The sequence below is a fragment of the Aeromonas sp. ANP5 genome (genome assembly GCF_963870295.1).
Classification (GTDB): Bacteria; Pseudomonadota; Gammaproteobacteria; order Enterobacterales; family Aeromonadaceae; genus Aeromonas; species Aeromonas veronii.
The window spans coordinates 34,746-56,690 of sequence record NZ_CAWMRY010000014.1; the positions used below are offsets into that span (position 1 = coordinate 34,746).

The window sequence follows — 21,945 nt, forward strand, 5'->3', positions numbered from 1 at the left end:
GCTTTTGCCGCGCTTTTGGCATAATGGCCGCTTTTGCTGCGGGACGCCCTTTTGACCATCCAGACCCTGTTCAAGCCAGATGGCCCTCTGGCCAGCCATATCGACGGTTTCAAAGCCCGCGCTCCCCAACTGGAGATGGCCGAGGCGGTCGCGTGCGCCATCAAGAGTGGTGGCCGTCTGCTGGTGGAGGCGGGGACCGGTACCGGCAAGACTTACGCCTATCTGGTGCCAGCGCTGGAATCCGGCAAACGGGTGGTGATCAGCACCGGCTCCAAGAACCTGCAGGAGCAGCTCTTCTATCGGGATCTCCCGACCATCACAGGCGCGCTCTCCTACACCCCGCCGGTGGCCCTGCTCAAGGGGCGCAGCAACTATCTCTGCATCGAGCGGATGAACCGGCTCTTGAGCGAATCCCATCTGCAAAAGCCTGAGATCCTGAACGATCTGGTGAAGGTCAAATCCTGGTCCACCGCCACCGATAACGGCGATGTGGGGGATATTCCGGGATTGCAGGAGAACGCCGAGATCCTCGCCCACGTCACCAGCACCAACGACAACTGCCTCGGTCGCGACTGCCCCTATTACGACGACTGCCATCTGGTGGTGGCCCGACGCCGCGCCATGGATGCCCAAGTGGTGGTGATCAATCATCACCTCTTTTTCGCCGATATGGCGGTGAAAGACACCGGATTTGGCGAGTTGGTGCCCGAAGCGCAAGTCTATGTCTTTGACGAGGCGCACCAGCTGCCGGAGATCGCCACCAACTACTTCGGCAAGTCGGTAGGCAGCCGAACGATTCAGGATCTTGCGCAGGATATCCAGCTTGCCTATCGGGCCGAAGCCCACGACATGGCCCAGCTTGGCAAGGCGGCAGACCGGCTCGCTATCGCCAGTCAGGACTTGCGTCTGGCCTTCGGGGTGGATGGCGGTCGCGGCAATACCCGCGACATGCTGCGCCAGCCGCTCTGGGGTCAGGCCTTGGCTCGTCTCAACGACGCCATCGGGCTCTGCTACGAGGTGCTGAAACTGGCTCTCGGCCGTGGCGAGCAGCTGGATCACGCCTTCGAACGGATCAGTGAACTGCGCACCCGTCTTGGCGAGGTGCTGGCGGTCAACCAGACCGGTTTCTCCTACTGGTACGACTGCTCACGGCTTCATTTCACCCTCAATCTGACGCCGCTATCGGTGGCCGAGCGATTCAGTGCCGAGGTGCAAAGACCGGAAGTGGCCTGGGTCTTCACCTCCGCCACCCTGACGGTGGATATGCGGTTTGATCACTTCAAAGCCGAGCTGGGGCTGGCGGGTAGCGCCGAGCTTATTCTCGACAGTCCGTTCGACTATGGCGAGCAGGCGCGGCTCTGTGTGCCCCGTTATCTACCGGAGCCCAACGCCTTTGGTCGCGGCGAGCAGCTGGCCAATCTGATGATCCCGCTCATCAACAAGACGCCGGGGGGCTGTTTCTTCCTCTGCACCAGCCATCAGGTGATGCGTCAGGTGGCCGAGGTGCTGCGCCGGGAGATTGGCCGTACTGTGCTGCTACAGGGTGAGGACAATAAGCAGCGGCTACTCAAGGAGTTTGTCGAGAATGGCCGCGCCGTGTTGGTGGCGACCAGCAGCTTCTGGGAGGGGATAGACGTGCGGGGGGCTGCGTTGTCGTGTGTTATCATCGACAAATTGCCGTTTGCCAGCCCCGATGATCCGCTGCTCAAGGCACGGGTGGATGATTGCAAGCTCAAGGGGGGGGATCCCTTCGCCGAGCTGCAGTTGCCCAAGGCGGTGATTGCCCTCAAACAGGGGGTGGGACGGCTTATTCGTGATCGCAGTGATCACGGGGTGCTGGTGATCTGTGATCCACGAATGGTCAACAAGCCTTATGGCGCCACCTTTATCAAGAGTCTGCCGGCCATCCCCCGTACCCGGGAGTTGGGAACGCTGGGGAGCTTTTTCGATCGCGGTGAATAAGTTTGCCGCCAGCTAACAGATTTGAACAACGGGTGAGCATATCTCGCTTGCCGGTTATGTAATTGACTGATTTTATAGAGATTGGAAAGCATGAACGAGTTGAAGATCCTGGCCGTAGATACCGCCACCGAAGCCTGCTCCGCCGCCTTGCTGGTGGGTGACAAGCTGTTCTCCCGCTGGGAGGAGGCGCCCCGGGATCACACCCGAAAAATCCTGCCCATGGTTCAGGCTGTGTTAGAGGATGCCGGGATAAGTTTGAGTGACCTCGATGCCATCGCGTTCGGCCGCGGCCCGGGCTCCTTTACCGGCGTGCGGATCGGCATCAGTGTGGCGCAAGGTCTGGCGTTTGGTGCGGGTGTGCCGCTGATTGGCATCTCGACCCTGGCCGCCATGGCGCAAGGGGCCTATCGACTGGATGGTGCCCAGCAGGTGCTGACCGCCATCGATGCGCGGATGAACGAGGTCTATTTCGGCCGCTATGAGCTCATTGATGGCCGCATGCAGCTGGTGGGGGACGAGGTGGTGAGCGATCCCGCGGCGCTGGTTGAGGCCCGTGGCAAGCTGGCGGGCCCTGTGACCTGCGTCGGCACCGGTTTTGAAACCTATGGCGAGACCCTGAGTGGCCTGGCCGATGAGCTGGCGGTGAGTCAGGTGCGCTTCCCGGCGGCAGAAGACATGCTGCCGTTGGCCCGCGCCGCCTGGTTGGCGGGGGAGGCGGTGCCGGTTGAGCAGGCGACGCCGGTCTATTTGCGTGACAAGGTGACCTGGAAAAAACTGCCGGGTCGCGAATAAGGGCAGGAGCGCTGATTTCATGTCGCTCTTGCCGCTCATCAGCTGCAACACAAGCGGATGGCCCCTACGGGCCACGCTGGCAACAGGAGAGTGACATGATGCGTAATACCAGAAGCGACATGATGAAACGCGGGATGGTGGTCGGGGCGCTGGCCCTGCTGCTCGGGGCCTGCAGCTCGGTCCCCAGGGAGCTGGCTTATGAGCCCGAAAACCAGCTGGTGGCCTATCAAGCTGCCCTTGGCGGGATGGAGGGCAAACCGGCCCGCTGGAGCGGCGTTATCTCGGCGGTGCACAACAAGGCAGATCAGAGCGTTATTGAAGTGGTCTATCTGCCGCTCAAGTCCAACGGTGTGCCGGAGCAGACCGAGCAGAGCCCGGGCCGTTTTCTGGCCATCATGAAGGGTTTTGTCGACCCGACCCTCTACGCCAAGGGGCGTAGCCTGACGGTGCTTGGCACCATAGGCAAACCGGTGGATAGCCAGATTGGCGAGCACAAGTACCGCTTCTCTGTGCTCAATGTGACGGGCAGCAAGCTGTGGCCGCCAGTCAAGGAGGTGGAGGTGCGCTATATGGACCCCTACTTCTACGATCCCTTCTATGATCCCTTCTGGCCGAGACGGCCGCTGCGTCGCTAAGGCTTGCCATGATCAACGCTATGATGAGCACCATGCACGAGCGGCTGCTTACGCTGGCGGATGGTCGGCGGGTAGCCCTGCTGGATAACCACTCCGCTGAGCATGATCAGCAGGGCAAACCCCTGTTGATCGCTCTGCATGGCTGGCTCGACAACAGTGCCAGCTTCTTGCCGCTGGCGCCGCATCTGGGGGATTTTCACCTCATCTGTGTCGATCTGCCGGGGCACGGTCACTCAGATCACAAAGCCACCCCCTATGTCTTTGTCGACTGGCTGGACGATCTCTACCAGATCGTTCAGGCAGCGGGCTGGTCGCGCTTCACTCTGCTCGGTCACTCCCTCGGGGCGTTGATCGCCTCGGCCTATGCCGGGGTGTTTCCCGAACAGGTGGAGCGGTTGATCATGCTGGAGGGGCTGGGGCCGCTCAGCCAGCCCGATGAGGAGGTACCAGCCCAGCTGCGACGTGCGATTTTAAACCGCAGCCGCACCCGGGAGCGCAGTGCCAACGGCTTTGCCTCCATCGATGACGCTGTCGCCGCCCGTTGCAAAGTAGCGGATATCACGCCGCAGGCGGCGCGTCTTATCTGTGAGCGGCAGCTTGAAGAGCGGGCAGGGCGCTGGCACTGGCGCAGCGATCCCCGTTTGCGGGATCTGTCGCCCCTGAGAATGAGCGAAGGGCAAGCCCGGGCACTGATGGCGGCTATCCGTTGTCCTGTGCTGTTGATTCAGGGGGAGCAGGGCTTTGCTGCGCTTGAAGCCCAATGGCAGGCCCGTCAGGATGCCTTCCAGCAGATCGAGCGGGTCATATTGGGTGGAAACCACCATTTTCATATGGAAAATTCGGTTGATACGGCCGTTTGTATCGTAAAGTTTTGTCAAGTTCGGTAGAATCGCCAGCTTTCAATAATTCCAGGTTTGTTTTCTCCCTCACATTTTTCTGTTGTTAATTTGCTGTTAATTGATGTTGCGCTGTGTAAATATGTGCGGCATTAGAGCATCAGCTTAAAACAACCGATTAAAATGGATGTGAACCGGGACGGAGGCAACACAGTGAGCGCACAGGTGCTAGTTATGCAGGAGAAGTTTGTGGAAAAAGTCTGGCTGACACGTTATCCGGAAGGGGTCCCCGCCGAGATCAATCCAGACCAATACAGCTCCCTGGTCGAGATGTTCGAATCCTCGGTGACCCAGTTTGCCGATCAGCCCGCCTTCGTCAACATGGGCCAAACCATCACCTACCGCCGGCTGGAAGAGCAGTCCCGCGCCTTTGCTGCCTACCTGCAAAACGAGCTGAAGCTGGAGAAAGGGGATCGGGTTGCGGTGATGATGCCTAACCTGCTGCAATACCCCATCGCCGTGTTTGGCATCCTGCGCGCCGGCATGATCGTGGTCAACGTCAACCCGCTCTATACCCCGCGCGAGCTGGAGCATCAGCTCAAAGATTCCGGTGCCAAGGCCATCGTCATCGTCTCCAACTTCGCCCATACCCTGGAAAAGGTGGTCTATGACACCCCGATCAAGCACGTTATCCTGACCCGGATGGGGGACAACCTGGGGCTGGCCAAGGGCACCTTGGTCAACTTCGTGGTCAAGTACGTCAAGAAGCTGGTGCCGAAATACAATCTGCCCCACGCTACCACCATGCGTCAGGCCCTCTCCAAGGGTCGTTTCCTGCAGTACATCAAGCCGGAGATCACTAACGACGATCTCGCCTTCCTGCAGTACACCGGTGGCACCACCGGCCTCTCCAAAGGGGCCATGCTGACCCATCGCAACATGATTGCCAACGTCGAGCAGTGCCTCGGCGTCTACGGCCCCATGCTGGAACGCGGCAAGGAGTTCGTGGTCACCGCATTGCCGCTCTATCACGTCTTCGCCCTGACCGTTAACTGTCTGCTCTTTATGCGTATCGGCGGTTACAACCTGCTGATCAGCAACCCGCGCGACATCCCGGGTTTTGTCAAAGAGATCAAGAAGTATCCCTTCACCTGCATTACCGGGGTTAACACCCTGTTCAATGCGCTGGTCAACAACGAAGAGTTTCAGGGGATCGCCTTTGACAAGCTCAAGCTCACCATCGGCGGCGGCATGGCAGTGCAGCGCGCGGTTGCGGAGAAGTGGAAGACACTGACCGACACTCCGCTGCTGGAAGGCTATGGCCTGACCGAGTGCTCGCCGCTGGTGAGCGTCTGTCCCTACGACCTCACTGATTACAACGGCTCTATCGGTTTGCCGGTCTGCTCTACCGAGATCCGTCTGGTAGATGACAACGGTCAGGTGATCCACACTCTCGGCACCCCGGGCGAGATGCAGGTGCGCGGCCCGCAGGTGATGGTGGGCTACTGGCAGCGTCCCGAGGCGACCGCCGAAGTGATGCAGGATGGCTGGCTTTGTACCGGTGATATCGCGGTGTGCGACGAGCAGGGCTTCTTCAAGATCGTTGACCGCAAGAAGGACATGATCCTGGTCTCCGGTTTCAACGTCTATCCGAACGAGATCGAAGATGTCGTTGCCCTGCACCCGAAAGTGCTGGAAGTGGCCGCTGTCGGTGTGCCACACAAGGTCTCCGGCGAGTTGGTGAAGATCTTTGTGGTCAAGAAAGATGCAAAATTGCAGGAGGACGAGATTATTGCCCACTGCCGCAAACATCTGACTGCCTATAAGGTGCCGAAACTGGTAGAATTTCGTGACGAACTTCCCAAGACCAATGTGGGCAAGATCCTGCGCCGCGTACTGCGCGACGAGGAGATTGCCAAGCAATAACCGGACTGCGGCTGCAGAAGCCTCTGCAAACCAGCACCGTCGTTATGCAAAACCGTGGGTCATCCCACGGTTTTTTCTTTTTGGCCCTGATCAACCGCGCAGGCACAGATGCACTATCAACTTATCACTCAGCAAGACGAACTTGAGCAGTATCTCGCTTCTCTGGCCGACGTTCCCCTGGCTATCGATACTGAATTCGTTCGCACCCGTACCTACTACCCCCAGCTTGGTCTGTTCCAGATCTATGACGGAGAGCATCTGGCGCTGCTGGATCCGCTCACCCTGGATCTCTCCGCCCTCTGGCAGCGACTGGGCAGGGAAGGGCAGATCGCCATCCTGCACGCCTCTGGCGAAGATCTGGAGCTTATCCAGCATCAGGCGGGCCACCTGCCCAACCAGATGCACGACACCCAGCTGGCTACCGCCTTTCTCGGTTACGGCGTCTCGGTCGGCTTTGGGGCGCTGGTGAATGAATTCCTCGGGGTCGAGCTGGAAAAAGATCAAGCGCGCACCGACTGGCTGGCCCGCCCGCTTACACCGCGTCAGCTCGAATACGCGGCAGCGGATGTCTTCTACCTGATGCCGCTCTACGAGAAGGTGATGGCCAAACTGCGGGAAAGCGGCAAGTTTGCCTGGTTCGAGCAGGAGTGTCAGAACCACTCTGCCCGCAAGACCCAGGGTAGCGATCCCCGTCAGGCTTATCTTGACATCGTCAACGCCTGGCAACTGGGTCGCCGCGAGCTCGCCATTCTGCGCGAGCTGGCCGCCTGGCGCCAACAAGAGGCGGTGCGCCGCGATCTGGCCCTCAACTTTGTGGTCAAAGAGCTGCACCTGTTCAAGGTGGCAGAGCGCCGTCCTGCCTCTCTGCGGGATCTCAACGAGCTCGGCCTCTCGCCCATCGAGATCAAGATCCACGGCAAGCGGATGCTCGATATCGTCGCCAAGGCGCAGCAGAGCGATCCTGACAGTTGGCCGGAGCCCATTCGCCGGCTGGTGGACTTCCCCCAGTACAAGGCCGAGCTCAAGCGCATCAAGGCCATGGTGGAAGAGAAGGCCAAGGCGAGCAATATTCCGCCCGAGCTGATTGCCAGCAAGAAGATCATTCACCAGTATTTCACCTGGAGCTGGCGGATGAACGACGAAGAACGGGCCCGCAGCGACAAACCGATGCTGCTGCAAGGGTGGCGTCATGAGCTGGTCGGTCACCTGCTGGCACAATAAGCCACCAGACGGTTGCACCTATAAATCAATCCTCACCCTCGGGTGGGGATTTTTATTGGGCGAAAGAGACAAATGGGCATGCTGAAATGGGGTACGCAGGTGGGACATGGCTGGCCGGATGGCGGGAGTCGAGAATGAAAAAGAGAGCAGAGAAGAAAAGGCAGCGGCTAACACCGCTGCCTTTTTTGATCACCAGATAGGCTGGGTCAGGTAGGGGTTGCTCACCTTCTCGCGACCGAAGGTGGAGCTGGGGCCGTGGCCAGGGATAAAGACGATCTCGTCACCAAGCGGCAGCAGGGTCTCGGTGATCGACTTGATCAGCGTGCCGTGATCGCCACGGGGGAAGTCGGTGCGGCCGATGCTGCCGGCAAACAGCACGTCGCCCACCCAGGCGAGCTGCTCGGCTTGGGAGAGCAGCACGATATGGCCCGGGGTGTGGCCGGGGCAGAAGTAGACATCCAGCTCGCACTGGCCAACCTGCACCTTGTCACCCTGCTCAAGCCAGCGATCCGGCGTGAAGGCGGGGGTATGGGCGAAGCCGAACATCTGGCTCTGCTGGGGCAGCATGTCGAGCCAGAAGGCGTCCTCCTTATGGGGGCCGGTGATGGCGACGCCGGTCTTTTCCCGCAGAGCGGCGGCGGCACCCACATGATCCAGATGACCGTGCGTCAGCAGGATGTGGGTCAGGGTCAGGCCGCGCTTGGCGATGGCCGCCAGCAGTTTGTCCGCTTCGCCGCCCGGATCGATCAGGGCGGCCTGATGGGTCTCGTCACACCAGATGAGGGAGCAGTTCTGGGCGAACTGGGTGACCGGGATCACCTCGAATTTCAACATAGAGTTCCTCTCTTGGGATGGGTCAGCCGCGCAGCGCGTTGGCATGCTGCTCGGCGAAATAGTCGAGACAGGCCTGTTTGTCACCGCGGAATACGATGCGCTCCTGCTTGTTGCCAAGCTGATAGAGATACATGGGGTCGTAGTAGCGGGTCAGCAGCAACGTGATCCAGGCCAGATGCAGCCCGGTATCGCCGCTCTTTTCCTGCTCGGTGAGAGCGGTCTGCATCAGGGCATCCAGCTCGCGGTGGGCCAGATCGCCGAGGCGGCGCTTGAGGCGGGCCAACGCATCGGTGAGATAGGCGGCAAACAGCGGCCAGCCGGCTTCCTGGCCATACATGGCTTGATAGCGCAGCCAGAGATCGTGCACGTAATCTTCGCGGATCTGCTCGGCCCGATCGATTTGCGGAACATCCACCACCACCAGCGGTGCCTGACTCATGGCCTCATGGAGGGATAGGGGCAGGCAGCAGCGGCCGATCAAGCGACTCTCATCTTCGACCACGAAGGCATGCTCGCCCTGATGGCGGCGCTTGAGCAGCTCGATGGCCATGTTGTTTTCAAAATTGATGTTGCTGGGCTGGCCGCCGGGCAGCTGACCAAACGACGAGCCCCTGTGATGGGCGTGTCCTTCCAGATCGAGCGCCTGGGCCACGTGGTCCAGCATATGGGTCTTGCCGGAGCCGGTCATGCCGGTCAGCACGCTCCAGTGACACTCGGCAGAGGCCTTGTCCTGGGTGTCGATCAGGAAGCGGCGCAGCTCCTTGTAGCCACCGGCGACGCGGGGGCGAGTCACCCCGGCATCAGCCAGCCACTGTTGTACGGTTTGCGAGCGCAGGCCGCCGCGAAAGCAGTAGAGCAGGGCATCGGGCTGCTTGCGCAACTGCGCCAGCCAGCCTTCGATACGTTCGGCACGCACAGCTCCCCCCACCAGCTTGTGTCCAAGCTCAATGGCGGCGGCCTGACCCTGCTTCTTGAAGCAGGTCCCCACCTGGGCGCGCTCATCGTCTGTCATCAAAGGCAGGCTGGTCGAGCAGGGGAAGGCCCCCTCCTTGAACTCGATGGGGGCGCGCACATCAATCAACGGCACATCGCCTAAAAAAATCTGGGCGTAGTCCGTGGCCAGTGGCAATTCACTCATTGGACAATCTCGATAAAGCGGGAGCCCTCAAGGGGCTTGATCTGACCGATGGGCGAGAGTTCTAGCCCAGCTTCTTGCGCGATGGCGAGCAGCTCGGCTTCGCTCTCTTTACCCACGGCGACCAGCAGGCCGCCGCTGGTTTGCGGGTCGCACATGATGTTGCGGGTGCGATCGTCTATGGCATCTAGCTTGTGGCCGTAGGAGTCGTGGTTGCGCAGGGTACCGCCCGGTACGCAGCCCTCACTCAGGTAGTAATCCACCTCGTCCAGTAGCGGCAGCGCCTTGAAGTCGAGGCGGGCGCTGACATTGGATCCTTCGCACATCTCCAGCAGATGGCCCGCCAGACCAAAACCGGTGACGTCGGTCATGGCGTGCACACCCGGCAGCTCGGCAAAGCGTTGACCAATCTTGTTGAGGGTGCACATGGCGTTGGGGGCCAGCTGCTCGTGTTCGGGCTTGAGCTTGCCCTTCTTCTGGGCGGTGGTGAGGATACCGATACCAAGGGGCTTGGTCAGATAGAGGGTATCACCCACCTTGGCGGTGTCGTTCTGCTTGATGGCGTCCAGGGGCACGATACCGGTGACCGCGAGGCCGAAGATGGGCTCGGGGGCATCGATGCTGTGGCCACCGGCCAGCGAAATCCCCGCTTCATGGCACACCTGACGGCCGCCGTCGATCACCTGCTGGGCCACTTCGGCGGGCAGGGTATTGATGGGCCAGCCGAGGATGGCGATGGCAACGATAGGCTTGCCGCCCATGGCGTAGATATCACTGATGGCGTTGGTGGCGGCGATGCGGCCAAAGGTGAAGGGGTCATCGACGATGGGCATGAAGAAGTCGGTGGTGGAGACAATGCCCCGACCGTTGCCGATATCGACCACGGCCGCGTCATCTTTGCTGCTGTTGCCAACGATCAGGGTCGGGTCGTTGAAGCCCGGGATCTGGCTCTTGAGGATGGTGTCGAGTACCTTGGGAGAGATTTTGCAGCCGCAGCCAGCGCCGTGGCTGTATTGGGTCAGACGAATGGAAGACATACTTACCCCTTTTATTTGCAAACAGAGCAGAGGCTCTGTGGAGCCGTCTTGGTCAATGGGCGGCCTTGTAGAAAGGAAGACAAGAAGCCGCAAATATGGGTGGCCTCGGTGCCAACAGGGGCAGCGATGACTGGCAGTTATGAAGGACCGCCAGGCCGGACGGGGAAGAAAAGGGCGACAAGGTGCGCCAGCGCAGCCCCGCCAAGGGCCACAGGACGGGGCATTATGCCATATTTGCCCCTTGGGGTTCGAACAGGAATTCACATAAACAGCAGGGAATTGCCCGCGCTTGCCTGTCATCGGTCTGGATCCGGCGCTGGCTGATTGATTGCAGTACAGATGCAACAAAGAGAACGTCAAAGAGACCAACAGCACGCAACTGCCGATCTACAACAGGAGAGCTTAGTGACCACCACATTTTTGGTTAACCACCCCATCACCACGGCACAGTTTGCGGCGTTGTTGGCGCAGACCTCGTTGGGGGCGAGACGGCCGTTGGACCATCCGGCCACCCTGCAGGGCATGCTGGATCACGCCAATCTGCTGATCACCGCCTGGCAGGGTGAGACCCTGGTCGGGGTGGCCCGCTCGGTGACCGATTTTCATTTTTGTTGTTACCTCTCGGATCTGGCGGTGGCCGAGTCGGTGCAGGGGCAGGGGATTGGCAAAGCCCTTATTCGCGAGACGTTTTTGCAATTGCAGCCTGGCTGCAAGCTGATCCTGCTGGCCGCGCCGCAGGCGGTGGCATACTACCCCAAGCTCGGATTTAGCCAGCACCCGAGTGCCTGGGTGATGAGCAGTCTGGATGAACTGGTACTGGATGAGTTGGCATAAAACCGTCAACTCATCCAGACAGGGCGAGATTAGCTTATCCGGCCCGCTCCAGCGCCGGTTGCCGTGACTTGCCCCAGCGGCGCAGGCGCCGTTGCAGTGGTCGCTCCAGCAGGTTGTAGCTCAAGGCAGAGAGGCCGATCAGCACCGCCAGCATCAGCAAGGTTGCCACTACCCCCAGCAGCGGGTTGGTCTGGCCATACCACCACTCGGTGATCCCCGGCGCCAGATAGTGGATGAGCTCGCAGCCGGTGAGCAGCACCAGCGCATGGAGCAGGTAGATGGAGTAGGAGAGATCCCCCAGCCAGTTGGTGAAGCGGTTATCCAGGAGGTGCAGCAGCGGGCTCTGGCGCTCCCCCTGTGCGGCGGCAATCCAGATCAGCAGTATGTAGGAGCCGATCAGCAACAGAGTCAGCTGTGGCGTCATGGTGAACTGCATCAGCACGAAGGGCAGCACAAAGGCGATCAAGAGCGGCAGATCCCGCTTCATCATGGGGAAGTTTTTCGCAGCCTTGACCCTCGGCAGCAGCCAGAGGCCGAGCACAAATTCACTTACCCCGCGCCCCACCGCCAGCGCGCCGCTGGTGACATCCAGGGTGCCGCGACTGTGCACGATAAAGGCCAGCACCGTCAGCGCCAGCAGGGGGGCGAGATGGCTCCAGCGACTGCGGGTCACCGCCAGCGGGATCAGCAGCGGGAACAGCAGGTAGCTTATCCACTCCACGCTCAGGGACCAGGCGGCGAAGTTCCAGGTCAACCCGTGATCGGTTACCACTTGCAGCAGCAGGAAGGCGCTCGGCAGCGCCTCGGCCGGCGTGAAGGGTGAACCGAAAGGCGGCATCCCTTCCCACTCCCACATCTTGAACAGGGGGCCAGCATAGAAGCCCACCCCGTGTTGCGCCTTGTAAAGTTCCCAGCCGACCAGCAACAGCAGGGTTACCAGGTAGAGGGGGTAGACGCGGGTCAGCCGCAGCCAGAGAAAACGGCCATAGCTCACGGTGCGGGGCGTGCGGGTGAAGGCCTCGCCATAGACATGGGCCAGTACCACGCCGCTCAAAATAAAGAACAGGTCGACCCAGAGGTAGCCATTCTCGATGAGTTGGGTGTGGCCTGCGATTGACTCCATCCACTGGGGAAAGAGTAACAAGCGGGCATGGAACAGCACCACCATCAGGGCAGCGATGCCCCGTAGCGGCGTTAACAGCGGCAATGATTGATTCATAACGGGATCCCTTGTGATGTTCAGCTTGGCCTGACATCTATCTTGTTGTTGTGCCGCCCATCAATCCTGACGGGACGGTTTCCCCGGCTCGGCTGCCGCAGGCGGGATCACACTACGGAAAAGAGAGTCATACGGATGTGACTTGAATCATAAATGTGCAGTTATTGTGCAAAGTAATTTAAACAGAGAAGAAGTGGGGCGCTGGCAGCAAAAGAGGAGAAGGAACGCGAATAAAGCAGAGAGGGTGGTCATCGGGGCGAGCGTCAGGCTCAGGTTTATACGGCGCGATGCAAAACAATCAGGCCCGCAAGGGGCCTGATTGATCACAAGGGGAGGGTGGTTGCCGATCAGCGGGCGCGTACCACCAGACCCTTGAGGTAGAAGCCTTCCGGATAGGCGGTACCGATAGGGTGATCGGAGGCCTGGGAGAGCAGCTCCAGGATCTGGGCATCGCGACCGGCATCGAGCGCCGCATCGGCAACGATCTTCTGGAACAGGCTCTGCTCCATCAGGCCGGAGCAGGAGTAGGTCAAGAGCACGCCACCCGGCGCCAGCAGCTGGAACGCCAGCATGTTGATGTCCTTGTAGCCACGGCAGGCACCCAGCAGCTGGGCCTTGCTCTCGGCGAACTTGGGCGGATCCAGCACGATGACATCGAACTTCTCACCCTTCTCACGATATTCCCGCAGCAGCTTGAACACGTCGTGACGGACAAACTGGGTGTTGCTGGTATCCAGCCCGTTCAGCTCGGCATTCTGGCGGGCGATATCCAGCGCATTCTGGGAGAGATCGACGTTGACCACTTCCTTGGCGCCGCCCTTGAGGGCATAAACGCCAAAACCGCCGGTGTAGCAGAAGCAGTTTAGGACCCGCTTGCCTTCGGTGTACTTGGCGGCAGCCTGACGGTTATCCCGCTGATCCAGATAGAAACCGGTTTTGTGGCCGTTGCGAATATCCACCAGGATCTTGACGCCGCCATTCTCTTCGATGACCACCGGCTCGTTCGGGGTCTCGCCATAGATGACGCCGGTGCGCTCTTTCAGCCCTTCCTTCTTCCGCACTGCCACATCGGAGCGTTCATAGATGCTGCACTCTGGGTAGAGGGTACGCAGTGCTTGCGTTATCAGCTCACGCTGGAACTCGGCACCGGCAGAGAGGATCTGGCACACCAGAAAATCGGCATAACGGTCGATGGTCAGACCCGGCAGGCCGTCGGATTCGGCGGCGCACAGGCGATAACCAGTGAGGCCCTGACGCTTGATCAGCGGATCGCGAGACTCCTGCGCATATTTGAGACGACGGATAAAGAAGTCGAGATCGACGGTCTCATCCTTGTCGAAGGTCCAGACCCGGGCACGGATTTGGGAACTGCCTGACCAGGCGCCACGGGCGAGCCACTTGCCATCGTTGGCATAGATCTCGACGGTATCGCCGTCAATGGGGTTGCCCTGAACCCGCTCAATCCCCTTGGAGAAGATCCAGGGGTGGCGACGCAGCAGGGATTTTTCGCGGCCTTTGACGAGATAGATGGAAGCGCTCATGGATGTTTGCCGATGGTAGAAAGAAAAGGGGGCCACATTCTATGTGGCCCGCAGGTAAAACTCAAACAACCCTGTGTAATGGATGGGGTTGCCCTGATCTGACACCCCATACGGTCAGAGCTTAATCCCCTTGAGTGCCTGGGTAAGCTCGCTGGCGGTGGCTTTCAGCCCCTGCGTGCCAGCTACCGAGGCGCTGGCGGACTCTTCCACCTGCGCCGCTTCATGGCGCACCTGATCGAGATTGTGGGTGATCTCGGCGGCGACCGAGCTCTGCTCCTCGCTGGAGGTGGCGATCTGGGTGCTCATCTCCAGCACCGCATCGCTGTGGTTGCTCAGTTTTTCGATATCGAGCCCCACTTCGCTGATTAGCTGCTGGCTGCTGGCGGCGCGCCCTACAGTCTTTTCCATGATCTCGTTCAGCGCGCCGGTACCGGTCTGCAGCTCTTCGATCATCTGCTGGATCTCCACCGTAGCCTGCTGGGTACGGCTGGCGAGAGTACGCACTTCATCCGCCACCACTGCAAAGCCGCGACCCTGCTCACCGGCACGGGCCGCTTCGATGGCGGCGTTGAGGGCCAACAAGTTGGTCTGCTGGGAGATGGCGTTGATGACGTTGACCACTTCGTTGATCCGGTTGGCGTTGTGGGTGAGCCGCTCGACCGCGCCGGAGGCGTTGCCAATTTCGTCGGCCAGGGTGCGGATCGCTTCGATGGTGCGGGCTACCCGGTTGGCGCCATTGGCTGCCTCTTCGCTCGACTGGCGGGTCTGCTGCAGGGTGTCGTTGGCATTGCGCGCCACTTCGCGGATCGCCGCCGACATCTGCTCCATGGCGGTAGCCAGTGAATCCATGTGCTGGCGCTGGGAACGCGCCATGCTCTCGCCTTCGCGGGCATGGTCACGAAACTCGTCGGCGGCCATGGTCAGCGCTTCGGCAGACTCCTCCACCAGTTTGACGATCTGGTGCTGGCGGTCGGTAAAGCGGTCGATGCTGCCCGCCAGGGTGGAGAACTCGTCCCGAACCGGGAAGAAGTTGAGACGGAAAGTGAGATCCCCGTCCGCCACGGTTTGCAGCGCCTTGTTGGTGGAGTAGAGCGCACCGGAGACAAAGGTCATCATGTAGTGGATCACCAGCGCCATCAGGGCGGCCAGCGCGCCGATGAGGAGCAGGGTCGAGCCCTGACCCTCCCACATGGAGAGGTTGCCGGTATCGAGATCACCGGTGACGTAGCCCGCCTGACCCGCTGGCGCGGTAAAGAGGTAGTGATCTCCTTGCTGCTGCAACCCGCTGCTGCCTTGCCGGGTCAGACGCAGATCGGCAGGCAACACCAGAGTGGGCTGCTGGCTGACCAGCTGCGCCGTGGTCTCAACCCGTTGCTGCAACTGCGCTACCCGCAGGGAGACCTCCTGCTGATGGCTGGCCGCCAGCATATACCAGCTGAGAAAGGCGATGATGAAGAGAGGTAACCAGAACGCGATATGGAATTTTTCACTGATGGTGAGGTGAATGAGATAGCGGTCAACCCACCGGAATTTAACTTCTTTCATAATGGAGCTGCATCCTGCAGAGATAGAGTGTCGGGCACATTATCGTCTCGGGAATTTTTTTCTTAAGCGGAAGGTGTGAGAAATGGGAGAGCAATCGTTTGTCATTCGGGTGTGGGGGCAGGTGCAGGGGGTGGGATTTCGCTATTTCACCCGTGAGCGGGCGCTGCAACTGGGTTTGCGGGGCCATGCCTACAACCTGGAGGATGGATCGGTGGAGATCCTCATCAGTGGCCCTGCGCAGGGGGTGCAGATGATGCTGGGTTGGTTGGAGCATGGCCCGCGCACCGCCAGGGTGACCCGGATGGAGTATGAAGAGGCGCTGCCGCCCACCGGTCAGGGCTTTCACACCAACTGAAGGGGCGGAAACGAGATGGACGCTGACAAGGAAGGTCTGTTGCTGACTCAGGCAACAAGCTGGGTCACCCGTTATCAGGAGGCGGCGCGAGCGGTGCGCGAAGAGGCCAGTGAACCGGCCGTGCATGGCTACCGTATCGCGGCGCGCCGCTTGCTGGCGCTGCTCACCCTGTGGCGGCCACTCACCTATCATCCCGAGCTGGAGCAGCGTCTGCTGCGCTCGGTCGGGCGGCTCTCGGCGCTGCGGGATGCTCAGGTCTACGCCGAGCGTTTTGGCAAGCCGCCTGCCAGCACGGGCAATACCCACAAATCGGCCTGTCGCGTGCCCCTGTTGTCGAGGCGACTGGCCCGCTGGCTTGCAGCGGTGGCGCAGGTGCCGGATGCGCGGGCATTGGCGTTCCTCTATCAGCAGCATCTTGCCCTGCGCCTTGATGAGGCACAGAGCGCTCTCGATGAACCTATTCCCTGCGTTGGGAAATCGGTCAGCTCCCGTCAGCAACAGTTGCGCCGCTGGCATCGGCTGCGCCTCGAGATCAAGCAGGCCCGTTATGGCGTGGAACTCTTGCTGGATCTGGGGTGTGGGGATCCCGGTTGGTTGAGCACCCTGACTCACTGGCAGGAGCGACTCGGCCAGTTGCAGGATTGGCGTCAATGGCGGCGGAGGTTGCGAGCAGTGCAGGGGCACACCCGCAAGCAGACGAAACTGCGGCAGCAGTTGAAGGGGAAGATCACCACCCGTTTGCGTCAACTGGAGTGTCAGCAGGCGGAGCTGGTGGCGCTCAAACTGGCGATGCTGGCAGGCCACAACATGAATGACATGCCAAGTCGGCTGGTCAGGTATTCAGAACAAAATGTATCGCCCGCCAAGTCAAGCGGTGGATAGCCCCAAGGCCGCAATCTGCGAAAGTCATCCGCGACCAGCATCTACAAAAACTATCCAGGCCAAACAGGTGAGACAAAAAAGAGAGGCCGTTTGGCCTCTCTTCTCTATCTGGCTGTGGTCGCAGTCAGCGATACGCTTACTTGACGCGCATACCCGGCTGGGCGCCTTCCTGCGGCTCCAGGATCCAGAGATCCTTGCCGCCCGGGCCTGCGGCCAGCACCATGCCTTCGGACATGCCGAAACGCATCTTGCGCGGCGCCAGGTTGGCCACCATCACGGTCAGCTTGCCTTCCAGATCTTCCGGGTTGTAGGCGGACTTGATACCGGCAAACACCTGACGGGTCTCGCCGCCGATATCCAGTTGCAGCTTGAGCAGCTTCTCGGCTTCCGGTACCGCTTCGGCCTTCTTGATCAGCGCGACGCGCAGGTCAATCTTGGCAAAATCGTCATAGGTGATGGTTTCGCTGATGGGGTCATCAGCCAGCGGGCCGGTCACTTTCGGTGCCTGCTCCTTGGCCAAGTCTTCCTTGGATGCCTCGATCATGGCTTCAATCTTCGCCGGCTCGATGCGGGAGAAGAGGGCCTTGAACGGGGCAACGGTGTGATCGACCAGCGGCATCTCGATGCCATCCCAGCTGAGGGTTTCGGCCAGGAAGGCTTCGGCTCGTTCGGCCAGCAGCGGCATGACGGGCTTGAGGTAGGCCATCAGCACGCGGAACAGGTTGATGCCAACGGAGCAGACCGCCTGCAGCTCGGCGTCAGCCCCTTCCTGCTTGGCGATAACCCAGGGCGCCTTGTCGTCCACGTAGCGGTTGGCCTTGTCGGCCAGCGCCATGATTTCGCGGATGGCGCGGCTGAATTCGCGGCTCTCATAAGCCTCGGCAATGGCGGTACGAGCATTGGCGAATTCGGCGTAGAGCTCGGGCTCGGCGCAGGTTGCTGCCAGCTTGCCGCCAAAGCGCTTGGCAATAAAGCCGGCGTTGCGGGAGGCAAGGTTGACCAGCTTGTTGACCACGTCAGCGTTGACGCGCTGCACGAAATCTTCGAGGTTCAAGTCCAGATCGTCGATGCGGCTGTTGAGCTTGGCGGCGTAGTAGTAACGCAGGCACTCCGGATCAAGGTGGTTCAGGTAGGTGGATGCCTTGATAAAGGTGCCCTTGGACTTGGACATCTTGGCGCCGTTGACGGTCACATAACCGTGCACATTGACCTTGGTCGGCTTGCGGAAGTTGGCACCTTCCAGCATGGACGGCCAGAACAGGCAGTGGAAGTAGGCAATATCTTTACCGATGAAGTGGTAGAGCTCGGCGTCGGAGTCCGCTTTCCAGTAGCTGTCAAAGTCGATATCGCCACGCTTGTTGCACAGGTTCTTGAAGGAAGCCATGTAGCCGATGGGGGCATCGAGCCAGACGTAGAAGTACTTGCCCGGGGCGCCGGGAATTTCGAAACCGAAGTAGGGGGCGTCACGGGTGATGTCCCACTGCTGCAAGCCGCTTTCGAACCACTCCTGCATCTTGTTGGCCATCTCTTCCTGAATGGCGCCGGAGCCGCGCACCCACTCAGAGAGCCATTTTTCAAACTGCGGCAGGTCAAAGAAGAAGTGCTCGGAGTCCTTCATTACCGGAGTCGCGCCGGAGACGGCAGATTTCGGATCGATCAGCTCAGTCGGGCTGTAGGTGGCGCCGCAGCTGTCACAGTTGTCGCCATACTGCTCCGGAGACTTGCACTTGGGGCAGGTACCCTTGACGAAACGGTCCGGCAGGAACATGGATTTTTCCGGATCGAACAGCTGGGAGATGGTGCGGTTCTTGATAAAACCACCATTTTTCAGGCGGCCATAGATCAGCTCCGCCAGCTCGCGGTTTTCATCGCTGTGGGTGGAGTGATAGTTGTCAAAGCTGATGTTGAACCCGGCGAAATCGGCCTGGTGCTCCTTGGAGACAGCGGCAATCATCTCTTCCGGGGTGATCCCCATTTGCTGAGCCTTGAGCATGATCGGGGTGCCGTGGGCATCATCGGCACAGATGAAGTGCACCTGATGACCGCGCATTCGCTGATAACGAACCCAGATATCGGCCTGGATATGTTCCAGCATGTGGCCAAGATGGATGGAGCCATTGGCATAGGGGAGAGCGCAGGTTACCAGCATTTTACGAGGATCAGTTGCCATATTACGTTCTTGATGTGCTTGTTGGGATGATAGAGTGCCGTGCATGTTACCCGAATTGGGGGTAGCCTGCCTAGGGTTGTGGCTGTGCCAACCTTGGCAGCACCTGCTGTTACGATGGCAGGCAAGCCACTGATTTGTGTGCGGTAACCGTTCACCTCAAGATAATGACAAGATAATGAGGAGTTAATGGTGATTGATTCAGTAAAACAGATCCTCGCCGAATTTAAGCCAGCAGGCTGGCACAAGGATCTGGTGGATGCCGGATTCGTTCGCGAGATCATCAATCAGGGTCAGGGGCTTACTATCCGGCTGGTACTGCCGTTTGCCGGTCTCTCGCTGCTCGATCAGCTCAAAGAGAACTACGATGCCAGGCTGCGCAGCGCCACCGGTGCCGCCCGTATCGACTGGGCACTGGAGATTGACGTCGCCAGCATGCCAAGGGCCCAGGGCCTCAATGCCGTGCAGGGCATTCGCAACATCATCGTGGTTGCTTCCGGCAAGGGGGGGGTGGGCAAATCCACCACCGCGGTCAATCTTGCGCTGGCCCTGCAAAAAGAGGGGGCGCGGGTCGCCATTCTCGATGCCGATATCTATGGCCCTTCCATTCCCACCATGATGGGCACCCTCAAGGAGCGCCCGGTCAGCCATGACGGCAAGCTGATGGAGCCGGTGATGGCCTGCGGCCTCAAGAGCAACAGTATCGGCTATCTGGTCTCCGAGCAGGATGCCACCATCTGGCGTGGCCCGATGGCGAGCAAGGCGCTGGCGCAGATCCTTCATGAGACCCGCTGGGGCGAGGTGGATTATCTGGTGGTAGACATGCCGCCGGGCACTGGCGATATCCAGCTCACCATGGCCCAGCAGGTGCCGACGTCGGCGGCGGTGATCGTCACAACCCCGCAAGATGTGGCGCTGGCCGATGCCCGCAAGGGGATCGCCATGTTCAACAAGGTCAATGTGCCGGTGCTCGGCATCATCGAGAACATGAGTTATCACGTCTGCAGCGCCTGCGGTCACCATGAGCCGCTGTTCGGTACCGGTGGCGGCCAGAAGATGGCTGAGCAGTATCAAGTGGCGCTGCTTGGCCAGTTGCCGCTACACATCGACATCCGCCAGCACATGGATGATGGCTGCCCGACGGTGTTCGGCGCACCGGAAGGGAGCCTGGCTCAGGCCTATTTGAAGCTGGCGCGCAGGGTAGGGGCTGAACTCTTTTTCAGCGCAAAACCGATTGCGACCCCCCTCTATGCCATGGCGCTGGATGAATAATCGGCGGTCGGTCACTTGAAAGGGAATTGAGGGTGGGCATGACCCACCCTTTTTTATATAATGGATCGGTTTAAACCATCCCCACTGCTCTTCTCTTTTAGGTATTTGTCATGTCTGATACTCAACATTCGTGTGTGATCATCGGTATTGCGGGCGCATCTGCGTCTGGCAAAAGTCTTATAGCCCAGACCATTTATGAAGAGCTGGTGGCCGAACTGGGCGCAGGTCAGATTGGTGTGATCACCGAAGATTGCTACTACCGTGATCAGACCCACCTGACCATGGAAGAGCGGGTCAAGACCAACTATGACCACCCCAACGCGCTGGATCACGACTTGCTGGTACAGCACCTGAGCCAGCTGGTCAAAGGTGACGCGGTTGCCATTCCCCAGTACTCCTACACCGAACACACCCGGATGAGCGAAGTGACCCCGTTTGCGCCGCGCCGGGTGATCATTCTGGAAGGGATCCTGCTGCTGACCGACAGCCGTCTGCGGGATCTGATGGATGCCTCCATCTTTATGGATACCCCGCTCGACATCTGCCTGCTGCGCCGTCTGGTGCGTGATGTGCAGGAGCGTGGCCGTACCATGGACTCCGTGCTCAAGCAGTACCAGAAGACAGTGCGTCCGATGTTCCTGCAGTTTATCGAGCCGTCCAAACAGTATGCCGATGTGATCGTGCCCCGTGGTGGCAAGAACCGCATCGCCATCGACATGCTCAAGGCGCGTATCCGCCACATGTTGATCGGTTAAGATGAAACAAGCCGGGTGATGCCCGGCTTTTTTAAAAGCACAATTTGTCAGGAGAGTCGCCCAATGCGTCTGTGTGATACCGATATTGAACGCCATCTGGATGAAGGCAAGATCGTCATTGAGCCACGGCCCGGGGTAGAGCGGATCAGTGGTGTCAGTGTCGATGTGCTGCTGGGTAACGAGTTTCGGGTGTTTCGCGATCATACCGCGCCCTATATCGACCTGAGCGGCCCGAGCAGCGAGATGGCCGATGCCATCGATCGGGTGATGAGTGACGAGATCCATATCCCCGATGGCGAAGCCTTCTACCTGCACCCGGGTCAGCTGGCGCTGGCGGTGACCTACGAATCCGTCACCCTGCCTGCCGATATCGTCGGCTGGCTGGATGGCCGTTCTTCATTGGCGCGCCTGGGTCTGATGGTGCACGTGACGGCGCACCGGATCGATCCGGGTTGGTCCGGTCGCATCGTGCTGGAGTTCTACAACGGCGGCAAACTGCCGCTGGCACTGCGCCCGAAGATGAAAATTGGCGCCTTGAACTTCGAGATGCTCTCCGGCGTCGCGGCCCGTCCCTACAACAAGCGGGAAAATGCCAAGTACAAGAGCCAGCAGGGCGCCGTTGCCAGTCGTATCAATCAGGACTGATAACTGGCAACACGGCAACGATGCAAGGGAGCACAAGGTGCTCCCTTTTTGCATCTGGAATCAAACGGATATGGGGTTGATGGTGCTGGTCGGATGAGATTGGTGAGGTCGGGACGTTTTATCACCACTTCTGCCCGTTTTTCTGTCATAAAAGCGTCATAAAAATGAAATTATTGGCTTAATTGTCAGCTATTTTTGCCCTTTCCCGCAATCATTGATGGCTTTAATTAATCGATGGCAAGCCGCATGAAGACTGGCTCTAGGATATTTTTTTCCAAAAAGCTCTTTTTTTTTATGGCTGAAATATTTCAATGGTGGCTATGGTGTTGGCCGCCATCTGGCATAATCCGCC

The 21,945-nt window shown here is 59.7% G+C and carries 19 protein-coding genes; 12 read left to right on the top strand and 7 right to left on the bottom strand.

Going from position 1 to position 21,945, the window contains the following annotated elements; all coding sequences use genetic code 11:
- Positions 1-51 precede the first annotated feature (51 nt).
- The 6 genes from AACT07_RS09965 to rnd all read left to right on the top strand — a co-directional run bounded on the left by AACT07_RS09965 (position 52) and on the right by rnd (position 7,372).
- Positions 52-1,962, top strand: a complete 1,911-nt coding sequence (locus AACT07_RS09965; protein WP_069527538.1) for an ATP-dependent DNA helicase — start codon at positions 52-54, stop codon at positions 1,960-1,962.
- A 90-nt stretch (positions 1,963-2,052) separates the two neighbouring features.
- Entirely contained in the window at positions 2,053-2,754 is a 702-nt protein-coding gene (gene tsaB, locus AACT07_RS09970; protein WP_069527540.1) for a tRNA (adenosine(37)-N6)-threonylcarbamoyltransferase complex dimerization subunit type 1 TsaB, read from the top strand.
- Positions 2,755-2,873: 119 nt separating this feature from the next.
- On the top strand, positions 2,874-3,389 hold the full coding sequence (locus tag AACT07_RS09975) for a Slp family lipoprotein (protein WP_069527598.1): 516 nt from the start codon (positions 2,874-2,876) through the stop codon (positions 3,387-3,389).
- Positions 3,390-3,397: 8 nt separating this feature from the next.
- Positions 3,398-4,276, top strand: coding sequence for an alpha/beta fold hydrolase (locus AACT07_RS09980; protein ID WP_445206773.1), 879 nt, complete (start codon positions 3,398-3,400; stop codon positions 4,274-4,276).
- A 198-nt stretch (positions 4,277-4,474) separates the two neighbouring features.
- Positions 4,475-6,151 carry a long-chain-fatty-acid--CoA ligase FadD gene (gene fadD / locus AACT07_RS09985; protein WP_139123796.1) on the top strand — a complete coding sequence of 559 codons (1,677 nt, stop codon included), beginning with the start codon at positions 4,475-4,477 and terminating at the stop codon, positions 6,149-6,151.
- A gap of 108 nt (positions 6,152-6,259) precedes the next feature.
- On the top strand, positions 6,260-7,372 hold the full coding sequence (gene rnd / locus AACT07_RS09990; RefSeq protein ID WP_058059758.1) for a ribonuclease D: 1,113 nt from the start codon (positions 6,260-6,262) through the stop codon (positions 7,370-7,372).
- Positions 7,373-7,561: 189 nt separating this feature from the next.
- Here rnd and AACT07_RS09995 read toward each other — a convergent pair whose 3' ends face one another.
- The 3 genes from AACT07_RS09995 to selD are packed head-to-tail and all read right to left on the bottom strand — an operon-like array spanning position 7,562 to position 10,378.
- Positions 7,562-8,206 carry an MBL fold metallo-hydrolase gene (locus AACT07_RS09995; protein WP_069527544.1) on the bottom strand — a complete coding sequence of 215 codons (645 nt, stop codon included), beginning with the start codon at positions 8,204-8,206 and terminating at the stop codon, positions 7,562-7,564.
- A 22-nt stretch (positions 8,207-8,228) separates the two neighbouring features.
- Positions 8,229-9,344, bottom strand: a complete 1,116-nt coding sequence (gene mnmH / locus AACT07_RS10000) for a tRNA 2-selenouridine(34) synthase MnmH (RefSeq protein WP_069527546.1) — start codon at positions 9,342-9,344, stop codon at positions 8,229-8,231.
- Positions 9,341-10,378, bottom strand: a complete 1,038-nt coding sequence (gene selD / locus AACT07_RS10005) for a selenide, water dikinase SelD (RefSeq protein ID WP_069527548.1) — start codon at positions 10,376-10,378, stop codon at positions 9,341-9,343. Before selD ends, mnmH begins: the two co-directional genes overlap by 4 nt.
- 405 nt (positions 10,379-10,783) lie before the next feature.
- Here selD and AACT07_RS10010 point away from each other — a divergent pair, with 405 nt between their 5' ends.
- Positions 10,784-11,212: a GNAT family N-acetyltransferase gene (locus AACT07_RS10010; RefSeq protein ID WP_069527549.1), complete on the top strand. Its 429-nt coding sequence runs from the start codon at positions 10,784-10,786 to the stop codon at positions 11,210-11,212.
- Positions 11,213-11,246: 34 nt separating this feature from the next.
- On the opposite strand, the gene AACT07_RS10015 is transcribed toward AACT07_RS10010, so the two are convergent.
- From AACT07_RS10015 to AACT07_RS10025, 3 genes are all read right to left on the bottom strand, one after another.
- On the bottom strand, positions 11,247-12,431 hold the full coding sequence (locus tag AACT07_RS10015) for an acyltransferase family protein (RefSeq protein WP_069527551.1): 1,185 nt from the start codon (positions 12,429-12,431) through the stop codon (positions 11,247-11,249).
- A gap of 347 nt (positions 12,432-12,778) precedes the next feature.
- Positions 12,779-13,972, bottom strand: a complete 1,194-nt coding sequence (locus tag AACT07_RS10020) for a class I SAM-dependent methyltransferase (RefSeq protein WP_005336736.1) — start codon at positions 13,970-13,972, stop codon at positions 12,779-12,781.
- A 114-nt stretch (positions 13,973-14,086) separates the two neighbouring features.
- Positions 14,087-15,517: a methyl-accepting chemotaxis protein gene (locus AACT07_RS10025; protein WP_069527552.1), complete on the bottom strand. Its 1,431-nt coding sequence runs from the start codon at positions 15,515-15,517 to the stop codon at positions 14,087-14,089.
- An 82-nt stretch (positions 15,518-15,599) separates the two neighbouring features.
- Here AACT07_RS10025 and AACT07_RS10030 point away from each other — a divergent pair, with 82 nt between their 5' ends.
- Both AACT07_RS10030 and AACT07_RS10035 read left to right on the top strand, forming a co-directional pair.
- Positions 15,600-15,872 carry an acylphosphatase gene (locus tag AACT07_RS10030; protein WP_005345583.1) on the top strand — a complete coding sequence of 91 codons (273 nt, stop codon included), beginning with the start codon at positions 15,600-15,602 and terminating at the stop codon, positions 15,870-15,872.
- 15 nt (positions 15,873-15,887) lie between these two features.
- Positions 15,888-16,754 (top strand): CHAD domain-containing protein, encoded by an 867-nt coding sequence (locus AACT07_RS10035; RefSeq protein ID WP_069527554.1) that lies wholly within the window; start codon positions 15,888-15,890, stop codon positions 16,752-16,754.
- Between the two features lie 136 nt (positions 16,755-16,890).
- Here the strand turns inward: AACT07_RS10035 and metG are convergent, their stop codons facing one another.
- Positions 16,891-18,924, bottom strand: a complete 2,034-nt coding sequence (gene metG / locus AACT07_RS10040; protein WP_069527557.1) for a methionine--tRNA ligase — start codon at positions 18,922-18,924, stop codon at positions 16,891-16,893.
- A gap of 186 nt (positions 18,925-19,110) precedes the next feature.
- Between metG and apbC the strand changes: the two genes are divergently transcribed.
- The 3 genes from apbC to dcd all read left to right on the top strand — a co-directional run bounded on the left by apbC (position 19,111) and on the right by dcd (position 21,593).
- On the top strand, positions 19,111-20,193 hold the full coding sequence (gene apbC / locus AACT07_RS10045; RefSeq protein WP_005345574.1) for an iron-sulfur cluster carrier protein ApbC: 1,083 nt from the start codon (positions 19,111-19,113) through the stop codon (positions 20,191-20,193).
- 110 nt (positions 20,194-20,303) lie between these two features.
- Positions 20,304-20,948 carry a uridine kinase gene (gene udk / locus AACT07_RS10050; RefSeq protein WP_005345570.1) on the top strand — a complete coding sequence of 215 codons (645 nt, stop codon included), beginning with the start codon at positions 20,304-20,306 and terminating at the stop codon, positions 20,946-20,948.
- 63 nt (positions 20,949-21,011) lie between these two features.
- On the top strand, positions 21,012-21,593 hold the full coding sequence (gene dcd, locus AACT07_RS10055) for a dCTP deaminase (RefSeq protein ID WP_005336719.1): 582 nt from the start codon (positions 21,012-21,014) through the stop codon (positions 21,591-21,593).
- Positions 21,594-21,945 lie beyond the last annotated feature (352 nt).

Bases quoted from the DNA above. Each gene is read 5' to 3' on its own strand.
- tsaB (WP_069527540.1), top strand. From the start codon at position 2,053: ATGAACGAGTTGAAGATCCTGGCCGTAGATACCGCCACCGAAGCCTGC.
- AACT07_RS09975 (WP_069527598.1), top strand. From the start codon at position 2,874: ATGATGAAACGCGGGATGGTGGTCGGGGCGCTGGCCCTGCTGCTCGGG.
- AACT07_RS09980 (WP_445206773.1), top strand. From the start codon at position 3,398: ATGATCAACGCTATGATGAGCACCATGCACGAGCGGCTGCTTACGCTG.
- rnd (WP_058059758.1), top strand. From the start codon at position 6,260: ATGCACTATCAACTTATCACTCAGCAAGACGAACTTGAGCAGTATCTC.
- AACT07_RS09995 (WP_069527544.1), bottom strand. From the start codon at position 8,206: ATGTTGAAATTCGAGGTGATCCCGGTCACCCAGTTCGCCCAGAACTGC.
- mnmH (WP_069527546.1), bottom strand. From the start codon at position 9,344: ATGAGTGAATTGCCACTGGCCACGGACTACGCCCAGATTTTTTTAGGC.
- selD (WP_069527548.1), bottom strand. From the start codon at position 10,378: ATGTCTTCCATTCGTCTGACCCAATACAGCCACGGCGCTGGCTGCGGC.
- AACT07_RS10015 (WP_069527551.1), bottom strand. From the start codon at position 12,431: ATGAATCAATCATTGCCGCTGTTAACGCCGCTACGGGGCATCGCTGCC.
- AACT07_RS10020 (WP_005336736.1), bottom strand. From the start codon at position 13,972: ATGAGCGCTTCCATCTATCTCGTCAAAGGCCGCGAAAAATCCCTGCTG.
- AACT07_RS10025 (WP_069527552.1), bottom strand. From the start codon at position 15,517: ATGAAAGAAGTTAAATTCCGGTGGGTTGACCGCTATCTCATTCACCTC.
- AACT07_RS10030 (WP_005345583.1), top strand. From the start codon at position 15,600: ATGGGAGAGCAATCGTTTGTCATTCGGGTGTGGGGGCAGGTGCAGGGG.
- AACT07_RS10035 (WP_069527554.1), top strand. From the start codon at position 15,888: ATGGACGCTGACAAGGAAGGTCTGTTGCTGACTCAGGCAACAAGCTGG.
- metG (WP_069527557.1), bottom strand. From the start codon at position 18,924: ATGGCAACTGATCCTCGTAAAATGCTGGTAACCTGCGCTCTCCCCTAT.
- apbC (WP_005345574.1), top strand. From the start codon at position 19,111: ATGGTGATTGATTCAGTAAAACAGATCCTCGCCGAATTTAAGCCAGCA.
- udk (WP_005345570.1), top strand. From the start codon at position 20,304: ATGTCTGATACTCAACATTCGTGTGTGATCATCGGTATTGCGGGCGCA.
- dcd (WP_005336719.1), top strand. From the start codon at position 21,012: ATGCGTCTGTGTGATACCGATATTGAACGCCATCTGGATGAAGGCAAG.